The organism is Deltaproteobacteria bacterium, from assembly GCA_019308905.1.
Classification (GTDB): domain Bacteria; phylum Desulfobacterota; class BSN033; order WVXP01; family WVXP01; genus JAFDHF01.
Map to the genome: position 1 here is coordinate 1 of JAFDHF010000026.1, position 15920 is coordinate 15920.

Annotated in this window: 21 protein-coding genes; all 21 read right to left on the reverse strand. The window is 55.6% G+C overall.

The features are described from left to right. The coding region (locus JRJ26_09990) for an NYN domain-containing protein (GenBank protein ID MBW2057810.1) at positions 1 to 536 on the reverse strand (536 nt) is incomplete at its 3' end. 689 nt (positions 537 to 1225) lie between these two features. After that, positions 1226 to 2365, reverse strand: a complete 1140-nt coding sequence (locus JRJ26_09995; GenBank protein ID MBW2057811.1) for a serine/threonine protein kinase — start codon at positions 2363 to 2365, stop codon at positions 1226 to 1228. A gap of 135 nt (positions 2366 to 2500) precedes the next feature. After that, positions 2501 to 3187 (reverse strand): ABC transporter permease, encoded by a 687-nt coding sequence (locus tag JRJ26_10000; protein MBW2057812.1) that lies wholly within the window; start codon positions 3185 to 3187, stop codon positions 2501 to 2503. Between the two features lie 104 nt (positions 3188 to 3291). After that, entirely contained in the window at positions 3292 to 4125 is an 834-nt protein-coding gene (locus tag JRJ26_10005; GenBank protein MBW2057813.1) for an ABC transporter permease, read from the reverse strand. Between the two features lie 42 nt (positions 4126 to 4167). Further along, complete coding sequence (locus tag JRJ26_10010) at positions 4168 to 5247, reverse strand: ABC transporter substrate-binding protein (protein MBW2057814.1); 1080 nt, start codon at positions 5245 to 5247, stop codon at positions 4168 to 4170. 33 nt (positions 5248 to 5280) lie between these two features. Next, a complete protein-coding gene (locus JRJ26_10015) occupies positions 5281 to 6351 on the reverse strand; it encodes an ABC transporter ATP-binding protein (GenBank protein ID MBW2057815.1) in 1071 nt (356 codons plus the stop codon). Between the two features lie 228 nt (positions 6352 to 6579). Then, positions 6580 to 7602 (reverse strand): arsenic efflux protein, encoded by a 1023-nt coding sequence (locus JRJ26_10020; GenBank protein MBW2057816.1) that lies wholly within the window; start codon positions 7600 to 7602, stop codon positions 6580 to 6582. 146 nt (positions 7603 to 7748) lie between these two features. Next, entirely contained in the window at positions 7749 to 7991 is a 243-nt protein-coding gene (locus JRJ26_10025; protein MBW2057817.1) for a thiamine-binding protein, read from the reverse strand. A 1-nt stretch (position 7992) separates the two neighbouring features. Further along, positions 7993 to 8679, reverse strand: a complete 687-nt coding sequence (locus JRJ26_10030; protein MBW2057818.1) for a class I SAM-dependent methyltransferase — start codon at positions 8677 to 8679, stop codon at positions 7993 to 7995. Positions 8680 to 8773: 94 nt separating this feature from the next. Beyond that, positions 8774 to 9085 (reverse strand): DUF59 domain-containing protein, encoded by a 312-nt coding sequence (locus JRJ26_10035; GenBank protein ID MBW2057819.1) that lies wholly within the window; start codon positions 9083 to 9085, stop codon positions 8774 to 8776. Positions 9086 to 9099: 14 nt separating this feature from the next. Beyond that, positions 9100 to 9657: a DUF1684 domain-containing protein gene (locus tag JRJ26_10040; GenBank protein MBW2057820.1), complete on the reverse strand. Its 558-nt coding sequence runs from the start codon at positions 9655 to 9657 to the stop codon at positions 9100 to 9102. A gap of 235 nt (positions 9658 to 9892) precedes the next feature. Then, on the reverse strand, positions 9893 to 10270 hold the full coding sequence (locus JRJ26_10045) for a 4Fe-4S binding protein (GenBank protein ID MBW2057821.1): 378 nt from the start codon (positions 10268 to 10270) through the stop codon (positions 9893 to 9895). Between the two features lies 1 nt (position 10271). Further along, positions 10272 to 10922, reverse strand: a complete 651-nt coding sequence (locus tag JRJ26_10050; GenBank protein MBW2057822.1) for a DUF1638 domain-containing protein — start codon at positions 10920 to 10922, stop codon at positions 10272 to 10274. 21 nt (positions 10923 to 10943) lie between these two features. Next, positions 10944 to 11501 carry a class I SAM-dependent methyltransferase gene (locus JRJ26_10055; protein MBW2057823.1) on the reverse strand — a complete coding sequence of 186 codons (558 nt, stop codon included), beginning with the start codon at positions 11499 to 11501 and terminating at the stop codon, positions 10944 to 10946. A 279-nt stretch (positions 11502 to 11780) separates the two neighbouring features. Beyond that, complete coding sequence (locus tag JRJ26_10060) at positions 11781 to 12401, reverse strand: J domain-containing protein (GenBank protein MBW2057824.1); 621 nt, start codon at positions 12399 to 12401, stop codon at positions 11781 to 11783. Positions 12402 to 12409: 8 nt separating this feature from the next. Next, positions 12410 to 12790 (reverse strand): hypothetical protein, encoded by a 381-nt coding sequence (locus JRJ26_10065; GenBank protein MBW2057825.1) that lies wholly within the window; start codon positions 12788 to 12790, stop codon positions 12410 to 12412. Positions 12791 to 13091: 301 nt separating this feature from the next. After that, on the reverse strand, positions 13092 to 13997 hold the full coding sequence (locus tag JRJ26_10070; GenBank protein ID MBW2057826.1) for an MBL fold metallo-hydrolase: 906 nt from the start codon (positions 13995 to 13997) through the stop codon (positions 13092 to 13094). Positions 13998 to 14079: 82 nt separating this feature from the next. Further along, positions 14080 to 14421 carry a thioredoxin gene (trxA, locus tag JRJ26_10075; GenBank protein ID MBW2057827.1) on the reverse strand — a complete coding sequence of 114 codons (342 nt, stop codon included), beginning with the start codon at positions 14419 to 14421 and terminating at the stop codon, positions 14080 to 14082. A gap of 283 nt (positions 14422 to 14704) precedes the next feature. Continuing rightward, positions 14705 to 15025, reverse strand: coding sequence for a cupin domain-containing protein (locus JRJ26_10080; GenBank protein ID MBW2057828.1), 321 nt, complete (start codon positions 15023 to 15025; stop codon positions 14705 to 14707). 120 nt (positions 15026 to 15145) lie between these two features. Beyond that, positions 15146 to 15337 (reverse strand): hypothetical protein, encoded by a 192-nt coding sequence (locus JRJ26_10085; GenBank protein ID MBW2057829.1) that lies wholly within the window; start codon positions 15335 to 15337, stop codon positions 15146 to 15148. A 127-nt stretch (positions 15338 to 15464) separates the two neighbouring features. Next, complete coding sequence (locus tag JRJ26_10090; GenBank protein MBW2057830.1) at positions 15465 to 15908, reverse strand: metal-dependent transcriptional regulator; 444 nt, start codon at positions 15906 to 15908, stop codon at positions 15465 to 15467. Between the last annotated feature and the right edge of the window lie 12 nt (positions 15909 to 15920).

Consider the following 15920-nt stretch of genomic DNA (forward strand, 5'->3'; position numbering starts at 1 on the left):
CGGTTTCGCGTCATCGGACTCAACGGGAAGGCGCACGCAATCTTGATCCAACGCTTCCTTTCCCGCGCTATGACGCGAAGTTCGTCAGCAGCTTCGGAAAGATCCTGATCCTGGCTAAAAACAAGGGCTACATCGTACTCATTACCGTGGGCTAAACGAATGATATCCAAAGCTATGCGAACGTCAATGCCCTTTTCTTCTCCGGCAAGAAATGTGTGTTGCGTCCCGTCTGGAAGATGTACAATCCTGTTGCGATAACGGAGGGTTCTGGAAAAAAGGTGGATCCCTTGGCGTCCCATTACGGCCAGCTTTGCGGACCAAAATGCATTCCAAAACGGATCGTCGGACGGGTCCGGAATCCCCGTGTAGAATCGAACCTGGACCAAATCCCAGCCCTGTCTCTCAGAGACCGCCGTCGCCAAAGCCAAGACATCATAATTCGGATATGTATAACCGAAGGCTTCTCGGGCTGCATGGAACAGGTTCTGGCCGTCCACAAAAGCAATCGTTCGTTTGCGAGTATGTTCGCTAGAGATCGCCGGACCCTCAAATAGAAAAAAGATAACCCCGTCCGAGGCCTATAGGCATGTCGAACGGGGAGCAAATACCATTCTAATATTACCACGAATCGGAGTGTTGTCAAGCCTCCATCTGTGTTCAATATCGGTCGAATAGCCCGACGTGGTGAGTAAAAACCGGAGAAATCCGATCGAGTCAACTTGGTCAATTATGTCAGCAAGCGGGGTAGATCCAACAACAGAGCCTGCGTGCCCCATGTTTTGCCGCAATATCCCGAAGGGGTCGAGTCTGCTCTTGACTCTTTCTCAACCACCACAAAAGTTCTTTTGTCTTTTGTGCCCTTTCGACCCCTCCCAGTCCCTGGCAATCACCTGCTTCACTCGCTCGGATAGCCCACTTCACCAAGCCATAGGGCTCCATCTGAACCTGGTCGTCTGTCTATTTCCGTCTCGGTACGTCCATTTTCCCTACGGGCTTTTCAAGAAAACCTCCAACCCTTGGGCTCCCTCTCCTCGAAAACCGTTGGACCTCGTCCGGTTCCCTGGTCGTGGCCGGGGTTAAAGCCGAGGGCACCGGGTCCCTTGGCTTGAGGCCGGAGTCGATGGAAGCTATCAAGAAATTTGACCCACGGGGGCCTCACAAGTTGCTTCAGAACCTACGTCCCGTGCCCTACTACTTACAACCACCTGAGCGAGAGAACTGCCCCCTAATACCCCTCCACCTGCTTGGGAAAGTAGTCTTCACAGGTCCCTTCCCGGTAGACATCTGCTGTTGCGCAATGGAGGCCGCCGCCGAATGCGGCGACGTCCCAGAACGGGACCGGAATGACTTCGAATCCGAGCTTGTCGAGCTGTTCCATCTGCTCGGTCTCGCTGGCCTCGACACAGACGGTCTTCGGGTCGAGTACGAGAACATTCATGGAGAGCCAAACGCTGCAGAAAGATAGCGGCGCTTTCTTGTCGTGTGCTGGTTTCGCACATTCCACTATCTCCCAACCATTCTTTTCGAACAGCTCAATCTGCTCCTTCACCAGAGGAACCCGCTGCCGATTGCTGAGTGCAAGACCAGGACGAAGCGGCACGAACGTGGCATCGATGTGCATGGGGTCTTCCTCATAGAAGCTCACAACGTGGATCCGATGGTCCGGGAAGTGGCGGCGCAGCCAATCGATTCCGGCCTTGTTGGTCGTGGTCGAATTATAAACAAAAAGGTCCTTCCCCAACCGTCCGACATCCGCCGCATCAAAACAGGGCTCCTGCTCTGTTAGTATGAAGTCCCTGTCATAGATCATCCGCTCTTTTTCTTCAGGAGTCATGGTTCTGTGTTTTTTCCAGAAGTCTTTCTTGTAAGTACGCTCTGTGAGACGCGGCTTGGGGGCCGCTTCCCAGCGCATGTTTGGATCCTCTTTGAAATACTGTTCCAGCAGAGGGCGATAGCAGAGGTATTCAAACCAGCGGCTGCGGTACGACATGGTGGCTTCCAGGATCTCATTGCCGACGGTCAACAGCAGATCCCTCGGGGGCATACATCCGAACATCGTTTCCTGCTTCCAATCAGGAGTCTGTACGGGCTGATTGAAATCGAGCGGAGTCGGCCGGTCAACCCGAATCCCCCGGCTCTCCAGGATCTTTGCATAGTTGTCCATCTGCTCCTTGGCCTTTTCGATCATTTCCTGTGGTATCGGCCCGTATTTCCCCAGGGGAAAGCCATGTTCAGGGAAATCCCGTTCGACAGCCGGCTCAGGTGCCTGAATAACGGTATTGTCCGGGCGACCGACAATAACGTGCTTCAGCGGATCCCATTCGTTCCAGGAATTCACTATCGTTTTTCTGGTATCTCCTTCCATCACAACCTCCTTAAGCGTTTTTTTGAGGCTTCAACCACCTATTTATGGTTCTCGGCACCTCTCTCCATGCCTGCCGGCAACAGTATAACAATCAGAGCATGGAGAGGTGAACACAAGCAGCTGCCGGCTGCTGCTCTATGACCTTCGCTTCACAAGGAAAACCGCCAAGACCAGCGAGGTAACAGCGAAAAGCATGGTCGCAATGACAGATACTGTCGGGTCAAAGTCATACTTGATTCCATCCCACATCGTCTTGGGAAGGGTCGAGGTTCTTATTCCACAGAGGAAGAGTGCGACTATCGATTCGTCCCAAGACGTGACAAAGGCAAACAAAGCACCGGAGAGGATTCCCGGCAGAATGCAGGGTACGGTAACCCTTCTGAGAACATACCAGTGGCCGGCTCCCAAGCTGCGTGCCGCCTGTTCCAGCTTGATATCGAAGTTGGCCAGGCTGGCATTGACGGTGATCACCACGAAGGGAAGGCCCAGGATCGTGTGGGCCAGAACCAGGCCAAAAAGAGTGTCCACAATATGCCACTTGGACCAGAGCCGGAAGAAGAGGACGGCGCTGATGATGGGCGGGACAATAAGCGGAAGCAGCAAGAGATTTTGGAACATCTGCCCACGCCTCCAGTTTGCCCGCCACATTCCCAAGGAGGCCAGGGTGCCAAGAATCGACGCCAGGATTGCCGAAGTAACGGCTATGACAATGCTTTGAAAACCGGAGGAGTACCACTTCGGAGTCCTTATGAAGTGCTCGTACCACCGAAGGGAAAAGCCGGGAGGAGGAAACGACAGGTAGTCCGACGAAGTAAAAGACAAAGGGACGATCACCATGAAGGGGAAACAAAGGTATACAAGCGCCGTCCATGTGGCAAAAAGAAAGACAAACCTCCGGAAAGGGATCCTTTTGGACAAACCGGGCATCAGCTGTAACCGCTCACGAGTTTCCGAATGTCTATGAATCTCCCGAAAATGAATAACAGCCCCAGTACCATTACGAGCAGCAGAATCGCCAGGGCTGACCCCATGCCCCATTTGAGCACGAGTTGGATCTGAAGCGCAATGTATTCTGACAGCATCACGAACTTCCCCCCACCGAGCAGAACAGGGGTTATGTAGAATCCCAGTGACAGGACAAAAACGAGAATCACGCCAGCGTATACTCCCGGCATGCTGAGGGGAACATAGATCCTCCAAAAAATGGTAAAGGGGCTGGCCCCAAGACTCCTTGCTGCCAGAATCAGCTGTTTGTCGATACCTTTCATCACAGACAAGATCGGCAGGATCATGAAAGGCAGCATGACATGGACCATACCGACTATCACGCCAAACCGGTTTCGAACCAAGACGGCAGGTTCACTGGTCAAGCCCAGTCTCATGAGAAAATGGTTGATAATTCCGTCCTGCCTGAGAATCACGATCCAGCTATAGGCTCTGATCAAGATACTTGTCCAAAAGGGCACCAGAATAAAGAAGAGCATGAGTGCTACGGTACGGCGGCTTTCGACATGATCCACGGTGTAGGCTATCAGATACCCCAATACCAAACAAATCAGGGTAACGACTACACACATCGAAAAGGTTTGATAGAAGATCTTTCCGTATGTAGAAGAGGTGAATATCTTCTGATAGTTCTGCAAACCCGGACTCGGGTCTGTAAGACTGATCCAGCCGATTTGGAACATGGGATACAGGTACAGAACCGTAAGCAAGAAAAAAGCTGGCATCACCATCATGATGTTCGCACGAGATCTCATGGAGGATTTCAGTGATACCAGCTTTCTTGCCATCTTTTTCTATCAAGAAATCACATCGAGGTAATCGTTGAGTACCCGCTCATAGTTGTTTGCATACCAATCAACCCCGAGAGGAAGCTGGACTTCCTTGTTTCTCGGATCCGAAGGGTTCTCGATTCTCAATTCCTCTGGAACATATTTTAGGGCAGCCGGGTTGACCGGACCGTTGCCCAGGAGTTCAAACAGCTTTGCCTGGCGCTCCGGCTTCAGAATGCCGTTGATGAAGCGCATGGCATTCTCCTTGTTAGGGGCTCCCCTGGGTACGACAAGGACAGACGCCTGGAGAATAGCCTGGTTGTACGTGTACTGGGCCTTTCCCTTTGTTTGACGCTTCAGGACGAGAGCCCGCGTGTTCCAGACGGCACACATTGTCGCCTCCCCCTCGCGCAGCAACTGTATCGGGTCTGCCCCTGACTCCCAAAAGCTCACGACATGGGGTTTGAGTTCCTTGATCTTCCTGAGGGCGCGTTTCTCGTCAATGGGATAGACCTTGTCAAAGGGGACGCCATCGGCCAACAAAGCCGCCTCAAGGACACCGTACATCCAGCGCCACAGGCCCCTTTTGCCGGGAAACTTCTTTACATCCCAAAAATCAGCCCAGGTTTGCGGTTGGACACCCTTGAACATGTCTGCCCGCCAGGCCATGACATAGCTGTAATAGTACGGAGGCACCCCGTATTCCAGGGTGAAGTCGACGTTGTTCTCGTCAACAACAGAGTAGTCTATGGGTTCCAGGATGTGCTGCCTCCCTCCACGGATTGCAAAATCCACGTCCGTGTCCACCACATCCCATATCACGTTGCCACTCTCAACCATGCCCTTGAGCTTGGCGTAGTTGGTGGGACTCTGGATGGTTACCTTTACGCCGGTCTCTTTCTCGAACGGGTCGACCCAGGCCGCACGCATGGCCGGAACCGCCTCACCCCCGAAGTTGACAAATACGAGCTTCTTGCTCTCTTTGGCCCAGGCAGAGGGGACCAGCCTGCTGCCAGCAATAGCGGCACCTGCCAGCCCCCCCATCCCTTTGACAAAATCCCGCCGTGTAATTCCGCTCTTACGGTCCCTTTTCTCCTTATGACTCATGATTTCCCTCCTTTCTTGGAATCCGTAAAGACTCTACAACAAGACGCAATCATCCGGGTCCCACCAGATCCAGACCCGGTCGCCGTCGGCGAATCGTCTAACATAGGGGGTCTCGTTTCTGACTTTTACTCTCTTCTTCCCTTCCGTTTCAATCAGATACCGCGAAGTGTCGCCGTAGTAGTTGGAAGCCAAGACTCGACAGTGAAAGCGGTTTCCACTTTGAGGTTCATCGTGCTGTGTTCTTATCCGTTCCGGCCGGACCATAAACTGAAGCCTATCCCCGATCACGAACTCTCGATTCGCCCTCACCACACTCTTCCCACCTCCGTCGAGTTCGATCCGGGCGAAACCGTGCCCCATATCTGTAATTGTACCCTCGAACAGATTCGATTCACCGAGAAAGTTGGCCACAAAAGTACTCTTGGGGTTTTCGTACAACTCCTCGGGTGGTCCCAACTGCTCGATTCTGCCGTCGTTTATCACCGCGATGCGGTCGGACATGGAGAGGGCCTCTTCCTGATCGTGGGTTACATAGATGAAAGTCGACCCAAGGCTCTTGTGGAGTATCTTGAGCTCAATTTGAAGCTCCTCCCGCAGCTTCTTGTCAAGAGCTCCCAGGGGCTCATCGAGAAGCAACAGAGCCGGCTCGAATACAAGAGCCCTTGCAAGGGCCACCCTCTGTTGTTGTCCACCCGACAATTGCTTGGGAAGACGATCCTCAAAGTGAAAGAGCTGAACCATGTCCAGGGCTTTCCTCGTTTTCTCGCGTATCACATTCTCGTCGACTCTACGGACCTTCAGAGGAAAAGCCACGTTCTCGAAGACTGTGAGATGGGGAAAAAGGGCATACCCCTGAAAGACGAGGCCGAAGTTCCGTTCCTCTGGGAGCAGATCGAGAATCGATTTCCCGTTTAGCTCGACACTGCCGCGGCTCGGGGTCACAAATCCAGCAATGATCATAAGGAGGGTAGTCTTACCCGACCCGCTGGGGCCGAGCAGTGTGAGAAACTCTCCTTCCCGGACCGAGAGGTCTATGCCCTTGATGACGTAATTCTGGCCGTAGCTTTGATGGATCCCCGTTAGTCTAAGGCCTTTTTCCTGCACACCCTCGATAGGCACTCTTCCCTTACCGCTTGCAGAGTTGCCGAGATGGTACACTAGGTCTGTGGATCAGTCAAGAAGAGAAAGAGTTGCCGTCGAGTTTCCTGACGTTTGGATCGCGCATTTATCCCTGAGGGAGATCGGGGAGCCGGTATTCGACTTCACTGGAGGCCGCCGTAGTGCCCTGCGCCGACATTCAACCTGCGACCGAACCGTGTGGCGACCCGGGACCTACCACCCCATACCGTAAAGGGCCATTCCGATCATCAGGCCGAAGACGAGGTTGAAACCCTTGATCACGAGGGAATCCCTCACGGTGTATGACAGCAGGGGCAGCATCCCGTGGCCGTCCTGGATAAAGGAGGATGCGAAAAGGACCGAGAAGGGTATCATGCCTTCCGCAAACAGCATGACAAAGACCAGGTGAGGCCCGGATTCGGGGATAATGCCCATCAGGGCGGCAAGGAGAAACATCCAGGGGATGTTGTTGGAAAGGAGAGCCTTGAAGTTCCAGTAGCGCAGCCCCAACTGAACCACGAGCAGGGCGAAGAAGGTCCAGAGAAAGACCCGCCAGATATGGGTCCTGATGATGTGGGACCAGATGTGGTCCTTCAGATAGTGGTCCGAAGTGGTGGCCACCGTGGTGAAGGCCAGGAAGAGCAGAACAAGCAGGGTCACTCTCTTCCAGTCCCAACTCTCGGGGCCTGCGATCCCGAAGAGGATCGCAAAGGCGAAGAAACCGAAGGCGAGAAGCAGGCCGTGGCGGGCCGGTGAAAACCTGCCCAGGTTCTCGACAAGGGCTTTCCACTCGATTCGCCCGATTCCTTGATGGGCGTGATATTCCTGCATCTGGCATGTCTCACAAGGGGTAAAGCGGGTGGCCCTGACAATCCTGTCGGTCACCCAGGCCAAGGGGAGGCTCACGACAAACAAAAGACCGAACAGAAAAAGAGCAGTCCCGGGAAACCTGGCCAACATTACAAAGGCCTCGTCGCCGGAGGTGGCGATCATCGCCCCTGTGACGGCGCCAAAGGAGATCAGTCCGTGCACATAGAGGGATACATCCATGAAGGCCCCGAGGCAGCCGGGCGTCGCCCCCAGGAATGAGGCGACTGTGTATTGTCTCCAAACCCCTCCCTTCATCACGGTGGTCAGCTTCTTCTTGGTGAACATGTCGAGAAAGTCGACAACAAGCATCATTACGAAGACAAAGACCGTGATCATCAGAGAATGCTTCAGGATTCCGTAAACCACCGTATTTGATCCTCCCCGCACTATCCGCACCGGACAGCCACGGCTCCTGCCAGGGGCAACCCTCTGTTCATGGCCGCTCGATATAGCGGCCCCAGCCACCCACTGTGCCGAGAAAGCCCGATCAACCCTCGGGCGATTATTCTCTCTCAGGTAGGACAGGCGTTGGAAAAAGTCACCACCAGTGCCACCGGCCCCTGTTCCGCCGTCGCCAGGAAGACCTCTTCCACCGCTCTGAAGACCCTGGCGGCCTCTCCCGTAACAACCGTACTCATGCCTCCCTTTTCCAGGCCGAGCCCGTTCTTTTCAAGAATCGCCCACGCCTGCTCGATGGCAGGCGAAAGCCTCTTCTGTCTCAGAGGATAGAGACTGATCTGCGCGGACACATACATCTTAAACCTCCCTGGCCGAAATCGCCAGCCCCAAGAAGGCACCCAAGGGGTTCCTCCGGAAGGACAACCACCTTTCCAACTCTGGAAAACGGCTCTGGCAGGAGACCGGAAGGACCAGGACACTGGCCCAATCGACCCTTGCTCCAGGGGCGGCCTCTGCAACCAGTCTCCGCAGTTCCCATATGGTGTAAAATCGAGCCCTGTTGTAGATACCACGCCGCAGCTTCCCCTTTAGAGTCCGGGCTGCTCCGAGAAAGGAAAACCCGTTCAGCACGCCGAGGACAACCCTCTCCCTCGAACATCTAATGGCCTCCCTAAGGGCCTCGGCCGGACTGGAAAGGAACTCCAAGGTGGTGATCAGCATGACCGTCTCGAAGGATCCATCCTTGAAGGGGAGTCTCCCGGCGTCACCCAGGCACAGGGGTATCTCATTGCCGAGCCGGCTCCGTGCTTTCCGCAGCATGAAGGGAGAAACATCGAGCCCGAAAACCTCGAGGCCTTCTCTGAGAAAGATCCCAAGATGAGCCCCTGTGCCGCACCCGACTTCAAGGATCTTCTGCCCGGGGGCGAGCCTTCCCAGTCTCAGGAGGAGTTCGCCTTCGAGTTCGTAGGCCCTTCTGCCCCTGGGTGTCTCTGCCCACTGGTCGTAGGACCGGGCGATCTCTTCGTTGAAAAGGATCTCCATCATATCCTGACAGGAGAGTCAAAGACAACGGGGCCCTTCTGCCCTCTATCCGTCACGGCCGACCAGAAGGAGACCCAACATTCTCTCTTTCCCCATCTCAGTCCAGGCCGTCCCCTTTCCAGGCGTCCTGTTCCATGACCAGAAATCTCTGGAGCTCTTCTTGATTCATCACGGTGAGCTCCACCTCCACTTCTGCACCGAGATTGGCGACAGGCTCTCGAACCGATTCCATGAGTTGATCCTTGATCGGGATATTCGGGAATGGAAAAGCGAGGGTGATCTTGGCCCTGTTGCCCTCGACAGCGGTGGACCTGATTATCCCCAGTTCAAACAGGGTGCGGTCGATAAAGGGATGGCTCACCCCTTCCAATGCTTTTCGAACATCGTCTTCTGAGATCTCTCTGCCCACGATTCATCCCTCCCCTACCCCTTTTTCGAGGGGTAGTTCTTCTCACCTGCCCGTATGTGTACCTCGAGAGTGTTTTCAGGGGGCACAAAAGGGCAGGCGTAATGTTCACTATACGCACACCAGGGGTTGTAGGCCCTGTTGAAGTCGAGGATCCATTTCCCGTCAGGGGTCCTGTCACCGTCGTGGTGAAGATCGAGGTACCGGCCTGCCCCATACGTCTCTTTCCCGCTGGTAGAATCCTTGAAAGGAACGAAGAGTTGATCCTCTCGGGGACTGGTCTTATACGCCTGAAGCCTGCACTCCTTATCGCCGACCTTAAAGCGGAACTCGCCCCATCGCAGGAAATTCCGTATGTTACCCGCCGTATCCTGGATTTGCAATACCTTTTTGTCGGCATGCTCGTGGAGGCTCACCTCGAAGCGATAGTGCGGATCCGGCGGATAATACCGGAGACCCTCGAATTCGGCTCTATCCTCCGGTTCTATGGGCGACTGCCAATGGGTTCCAAAGAACCTGTCCTTCTCTCTACGTTCCCCCTCGATGACCCTTCTCCATCTGTGAAGGTCTATCATGATCTCTCCTCTCTTGATCTCTCTTCTCTTAGTCCCTCTTCTGTTTCCGTCTTCCCTATACCGGACCGGCCTCTCTCGCGACAGCGGGACAGTCCAAGGCACAACACCCCGGAAGAGAGCATCACTCCCAGCAAACCCGTAAACAAGGGGACAAATCCCCCCCGCCGAAGCCGCCCGTTCCCCCCCTGGCTGCCCGATCACCGCCCGGTACTGGAAAGACCTGAACCCCGAGGCTTCAGAGTCCTCGGACTCTTCTTGCGATTTCGTCGGCCTTCTTCTTCAGATCTCGCAGGCGCTGCTTCAGCTCGGTGAGGTCGGCGTGGACCCTGTCCGGGTTGTAGCCCCTCTGTGCTGAAGCCGGCCGCCCGCGTCCGAAGCGGCCCATCCCTGCAAAAGGCCTCTCCGGAAGCCTGAGCCCCTCCTCCCCTTTCCAATGAATGGCCCCTGTCCGGCACACACCGAAGCACCGGCCACATCCGGTGCAGGCCGAGGTGTCCACCTTGGCCTTGTTGAAGATCAAGGAAATCGCACCCGTGGGACAGACTTTGGCACAGAGGCCGCAGCCCACGCAGAGATCCTCGTTGATTTCTATGACCCGCCTATCCTTTTTCATCTCATCCCCGCCTATCCTGGTCGCTTTTCCCGGCCGCCTCAAGGAGAAGCCCCTTTAGCCGATCCAAAGAAATGGGGTACGGCTCGATACTGATCTTCATCCAGTCGGACAATTCGAGGATTCTTTCGGGGTACTTTTCCATATAGAGGTCGAAAAAGCCCAGGCCGTCGAGCAAAACTGCCTTGTCGTTTTGAGGAAAGGTCTCATTGGCGAGACCGGTGTCCCACTCCTTGAAGATGAACCTCCAGTATTTGAGCCACCCCGGCGAGAGCCAGTAGACCTTCTCTGTGCCCCTGATTCTTTCCCTCTCCTCGGCACCGGCAAGCATGTCGATACAGTTGGCTCCTCTTACCCGCACGATACTATCGCCCTCTTCTTGAAGGATTCTATCAACCGTCTTGAATGGATCGATGGTGTCGATATAGCACCTCTTGCCGTAGACGACGATGACCTTCTCAGAGTATCGCCTGGCACGCCGCAGCTGCCTTCTCAGATGTTTCTCGAATTCCCTTGGATTCTCGTGAAGTCCGGGCAGGGTGTAAATGATCTTCCCGGCATCCAGAAAACCCCCCTCCCTAAGGGCGTTGATTTCCGGGCTCAGGGTGCCGCAGGAAACGATCGAGTAGTCCCTCATTGACGGCTCAGCGTCCATCTCAGTCCCTCCATCTTGTTCTTATTGAAATCTCGCGGGCTGCCTATCATCCTCTCCACTCCTCTCGAAAACCAGGACATACCCCTGCACCAGATCCTTTTCATCGTGGATGAGGGTCGCCGAATACTTCTTTCGCAGGTCGAACCCACTGGTCCTGATTTCTCTTTCCGCCTCGTCTTCCATGTGCTTGGGATAGACAAGAAGGAGGCCCCGCGGCTTGAGAACCCTGTGGAGCTCCCCCAGCAGTTCCCTTCTCTCCTTGTCCCCGGGAAAGTAGTACCGGTGAAACACATCGAATAGGAGAACCGCATCCAAAGAGCAGGCCTCCAGATCGATCTCGAGAATCCCGGAAGTCTTGATCCTTTCCATGTTCCCGATGCCGGCCTTGTCCGCCCTCTGGGCCACCTCGTCCAGAGCCAGTTGATCCCTGTCCAAAGCGTATATCCTGCCCCCTTGTCCTACTATCCTCGAGGCTGGAATCGCATAGGTTCCGGAGCCACACCCGAAGTCGAGCACCTTCTGCCCCGCCCTTATACCGAGCTCTTCCAGTAGTTCCATAGCAAGAGTCTCGAGGTCCATCCACGTCCCCACGAAGACCTGCCGGCCGACCCCAACCAGCGGCTAGCCCTCCATCGGGCGAGTAGCAGCCCGCCCCGGGCAAAAGAGGAATCCGCCCTGGCTTAGAGCCACCAAAAATTTTTTGATAGGGCAAAATCTCGGAGCCCAAAAAAAGGAGGGCCGATCGACGTTTGCCGCCCACCTCTTTGAAATCCCGGCTTCAGAAACCTCTCTCAAACGGAGATCTGATGGTCCGGCAGGCCCCGGGATCCTCCCCCTGCCGCACCGAATCCGTTTCTCTCATTCGCCGTCCACAAGCTTCACCCTGAGATAGACCTGATGACGCCCGTCCCGTTCCTCCACGGGCAGACGGATCAACGTGCCCATCCTGACGCCCGCAGGGATACGCACCAGGTAGCGCCTGTACTCGGATCCACTTCTCACCAGGATCTCTCTCTGGGTACCGGCCAACGCCTCCCCGGCACTCAGAGGAAGATCGTGGACCGTACTGTTCTCAAACACGGACCACGGTCTCTCGAACTCCCTTCTGAGAAACCTGGCCCTTCTCCGGCCGCATCCGCCCTTTCTCCCCCGGCAGAAGAACCTCGCCCGGATATCCTCATCGAAACGGAGCCCGAACTCGCGGAAAAGAGAGGAGAAGTCGAAATCCCCAAAGGCATCTTCCCTCCCGTAGGCCCTCTCATACCCCCTGCGGGACCGGTCGTAGTCCCTCCTCTTCTGCGGATCACTCAGGACCGCGTAAGCCTCGCTGACCTCCTTGAACCGCTCCTCTCCCTCCCGGCTTCCGGAATTGCGATCAGGATGATACTTAAGGGCCAGCCTCCGGTACGCCTTCTTGATCTCCTCGCCGGATGCAGAGGGGGAGAGACCCAGCACGTCGTAATAGTCGTGTCTCACCATCCCGAACCTCAGCGCCCGGCCTTGGACTCGGGGAAGAGTGTGAAGTACACCCTTCCGTTCTCCCTGACCCCCCTCAGAAACTCCATGTGGCGGAGCGAGGCAAACTCTCTTATGAGTTGAGGCTGAGAAATCTCCAGGGCCGTTGCTATCTCCTCAGCGGTTGCTCTACCTTTTGCTCTGACAAAGTCGATGATTCTCTGCTGGAGCTCTGTCAGCTCCACCGGCCCGTGCCTGTGTTTCAGATGGGTCTGGGCCGAATGGACAGCCCAGGGATCGCACACCCGCGGCGGGCTCAGTATGTCCATGTAACAATCCTCGCACAGAGACTCGCCGCCGTAGTTGTATGCCTCAGAGGATCGAATCCATTTCCCGCAACGGGAGCACCTCATAGCCATCCCCCCTTCAGGAGCTGCGGCAGGGATGCCCCTTGCTCGGACTTTCTTGCCTTCCCCCCTTTGATCATTGTGGCAATAATCTTGCCAACACGAGCTGCATGTCCGGATCGATCGTAACCTGTTTATATCTAATGTCTTTCGCCACCTGTTCAGAAGGCCGCCCATACCCGACCGGACCGGTAACGTTGCAAACCGCAACCTCGCTCCGGACCGTACTGTTGCAAGGCGCAACACGCCGGCCCCCCCCTCTTCCTCGGCACCCGGCTCGTCGCTTCTGCCCTTCCCGCAGGACCACCTATCCCGCCCTCCTATTTCGGTTCCCATCAACACGGCCCGAGAGCCTGTGAGAAGGATGAATCGAGTACGATCTCCGGAGCTGATTGAGCCCGAAGGACCTGATCCAGCGCCGGCCCAGATTCTTGCCGTCGGCTCCCGGGGACTGATCCTGTGAGAGACAGTCCCCTAGAAAGAAGTGCCTGTAATAGGGCGGATTCTCCCTGTCGGACGAGTCACTCGGCTGGGGCAGATGGAGGATAAACGAACAGTGTCCTGCCGCATGACCGGCCGTCTTCCCCCATCTAAGCCCGGGGTAGTGTCTCACAAGGTCGATGAGGAGACCCCTGTCGGCGTATGGACACTGGGGCAGTGTCTGTATCCAGTTCCTCCCGGCTTTTTCCATGTCCTCTATTATTCTTGTCAGGGCTTCCACTTCGTCCCCTATGGTAATCGAAACCTCGCCGTTGTCATAGTGGAAATCCTTGTAGAGCGCCTTGCCAGGATTCTCCCGGAGGAGCCGCACGGCCTCCTCATGGGCATAGTAGGTGGCTCGCGGAAACCATTCCGGATTGCCCAGGTGATCCGCATGGAGGTGGGTGCAGAGCACCGCGATCACTCCCTCCAAACCGACACCGAACTGTTCCTCAAATCCTCCGAAAACCTCCGTGATCTCTGTCGCGTGCCTTATGAATCCTGCATCGATCAGGAGGATTCTGTGGATATTTCTCAGATAGAGGATGTAGAATGCCCCGCAAAGGGTCGATACTCTATCCTCCTTGCAGAGGACTTCCCACAGGTCTCCATACCTGACAACTTCAAAGAGTCTGTTGATCTCGACCCGCTGCCCATCACGCCCTTTATGATCCGAATCCCCAGGCCCCTTCTCCGCCCGTGGTCTCTTCCCGCCGAACTTCCACAATCTCAAGATGATTCACTCCTTCCGATTCGCGAGACCACCCCACAGGAGCGCAAGCCTGACAAATCCATCCATGCCAGGAATCCCAACCCTAGGGCGTTGCTTCCAGGACCTTCTCAACAAGACCCTCAAGGCGTGCCTGGGGCGCAACCCCGATGATTCGATCAACGGCTTCTCCGTTCTTGAAGAGGATGAGAGTCGGGATCCCCATTATCTCATAGCTCCCGGGTGTAACTGGATTTTCATCCACGTTCATCTTGGCCACCTTGATCCGCCCGGTGAACTTCCTGGCCACACCTTCCACGGCAGGGGCAACCATATGGCAGGGTGCGCACCAGGGAGCCCAGAAATCAACCAAAGCCGGAATCTCCGACTGGAGAATCTCCTTTTCGAATTCCTGGTCTGTCACATGAATCAAAACGTCGCCTTCCATCGATTGTCTCCTTTCCTCTCGTATCATTTCCACTGGAGTCCCCGGCTACGGCATCTCCAGCTCTCTCCACATCGGGCGTCAAGGGAATTCCGTCACCCCTGACTGAATCCTCTCCCCATGGTTTCTCCAGGGGCCCTGGGTCTTCTTCCATCATGGACCGGGCAAGGCCCCGTGAGGCACGGCATCTCCCTTCTGCCCCTGGACCGTCAATCACTCGAATCCAGAAACAGGCCTGGCCCTGTCCTCTGGACCCCCGGGCCTGTCAAAATCCGGACGGCGAGTACTACTTCTCGTCCCAAACAACGAGAATCACTGCTCCCTTTTCCGACTTGAAGGGCCCGTGCGTCGCCTTCCTTGGAATCAGCCGGTAGGAACCTTCTCCATAGGTGCGATTCTCGCTCATATACTCCCCTTCGATAACGAAGTGCTGCTCTGTACCCATATGGGAATGCCCCTCCATGTCAAACCCCTCGGCCAATTTGAGGATAATAGTCAAGGGCTCTCCCTTCTCATCCTGGCGCAGCACTTTCATCAGGGTTCCCGGGGGGTAACCCTTTGCCTCCTCCCACTGCATTTCTCGATAGTTGAGCGATACCTCCTCCATGGCAAATCCTCCTTCCTAGACAAGGACGATACAGATGCCGTCAACTCCCGGCGCCCGGTCATAAGACCCGACTTTCCCCACGGGAACCTCTTCCCCTTCGGGCAGTTCCACGCGCCGGACCTAAACTGCCGCCTCAAATCTCTCGGCCAGCTCCCTCACACAGTCGATACCAAAGACTTCCTTCATCTGCTCCCTGCATGCCTCGTCTCCAAGAAGCTCACGGCAGAGAACGGGCATGACCTGAGTGAGGAGCACCACTTTATCCCCTCTGGGCAACTCTTCGATCTCTCTCTTGAGCGTCTCGAGATTCATGCCGGTACCTCCCACGCCTTGTAGGACCACACCTCCCACCCTCTCTTCCCAGAGAGCAGGTTTTTAGAGTCATCAAACAATTTTTGCCTCGTAAAAACAATTCCTCAAAAAAAGGGGGGGCCGGCCCCTATCTTCCCGCCTTCTTGCGGGACTCTTCATGGTGAAACTCCTCGAGGCACTGCGGGCAACGTTCCACAAACCCCACAAATTCGGTCAGGGGAACCAGAATCTCCCGGGGCAGGGCGTGCTCCATCTCGCAGGCGGCTCTGTCGGAGAGTTCTTCGTCTATCAAGAGCACCTTCACAAAAAAGTCCCGGAGAGCCTTATGCCGCTGGATCACGTCCTCAGAGACCCTCTGTCCCTCTGCTGTCAAGGTGATGACATCGTAGGGAGCATAGTTCACCAGGCCCTTCCCTGCGAGGGAACGGAGAGCAACGGTCACCGAGGAGTTGTTCACTCCAAGACGCTGAGCAATATCCTTGGCTCGCACGGCCTGCTTTTCGGCGAGAATCAAGGAGATGGCTTCTAGATAGCTTTCAAGACTAGCACTAAGCGCAACCCTGCCGCCCATGGATCCGGTCCT

Bases quoted from the DNA above. Each gene is read 5' to 3' on its own strand.
- JRJ26_09995 (MBW2057811.1), bottom strand. From the start codon at position 2,365: ATGGAAGGAGATACCAGAAAAACGATAGTGAATTCCTGGAACGAATGG.
- JRJ26_10005 (MBW2057813.1), bottom strand. From the start codon at position 4,125: ATGAGATCTCGTGCGAACATCATGATGGTGATGCCAGCTTTTTTCTTG.
- JRJ26_10010 (MBW2057814.1), bottom strand. From the start codon at position 5,247: ATGAGTCATAAGGAGAAAAGGGACCGTAAGAGCGGAATTACACGGCGG.
- JRJ26_10025 (MBW2057817.1), bottom strand. From the start codon at position 7,991: ATGTATGTGTCCGCGCAGATCAGTCTCTATCCTCTGAGACAGAAGAGG.
- JRJ26_10030 (MBW2057818.1), bottom strand. From the start codon at position 8,679: ATGATGGAGATCCTTTTCAACGAAGAGATCGCCCGGTCCTACGACCAG.
- JRJ26_10040 (MBW2057820.1), bottom strand. From the start codon at position 9,657: ATGATAGACCTTCACAGATGGAGAAGGGTCATCGAGGGGGAACGTAGA.
- JRJ26_10045 (MBW2057821.1), bottom strand. From the start codon at position 10,270: ATGAAAAAGGATAGGCGGGTCATAGAAATCAACGAGGATCTCTGCGTG.
- JRJ26_10050 (MBW2057822.1), bottom strand. From the start codon at position 10,922: ATGGACGCTGAGCCGTCAATGAGGGACTACTCGATCGTTTCCTGCGGC.
- JRJ26_10055 (MBW2057823.1), bottom strand. From the start codon at position 11,501: ATGGACCTCGAGACTCTTGCTATGGAACTACTGGAAGAGCTCGGTATA.
- JRJ26_10060 (MBW2057824.1), bottom strand. From the start codon at position 12,401: ATGGTGAGACACGACTATTACGACGTGCTGGGTCTCTCCCCCTCTGCA.
- JRJ26_10065 (MBW2057825.1), bottom strand. From the start codon at position 12,790: ATGAGGTGCTCCCGTTGCGGGAAATGGATTCGATCCTCTGAGGCATAC.
- trxA (MBW2057827.1), bottom strand. From the start codon at position 14,421: ATGGAAGGCGACGTTTTGATTCATGTGACAGACCAGGAATTCGAAAAG.
- JRJ26_10080 (MBW2057828.1), bottom strand. From the start codon at position 15,025: ATGGAGGAGGTATCGCTCAACTATCGAGAAATGCAGTGGGAGGAGGCA.
- JRJ26_10085 (MBW2057829.1), bottom strand. From the start codon at position 15,337: ATGAATCTCGAGACGCTCAAGAGAGAGATCGAAGAGTTGCCCAGAGGG.
- JRJ26_10090 (MBW2057830.1), bottom strand. From the start codon at position 15,908: ATGGGCGGCAGGGTTGCGCTTAGTGCTAGTCTTGAAAGCTATCTAGAA.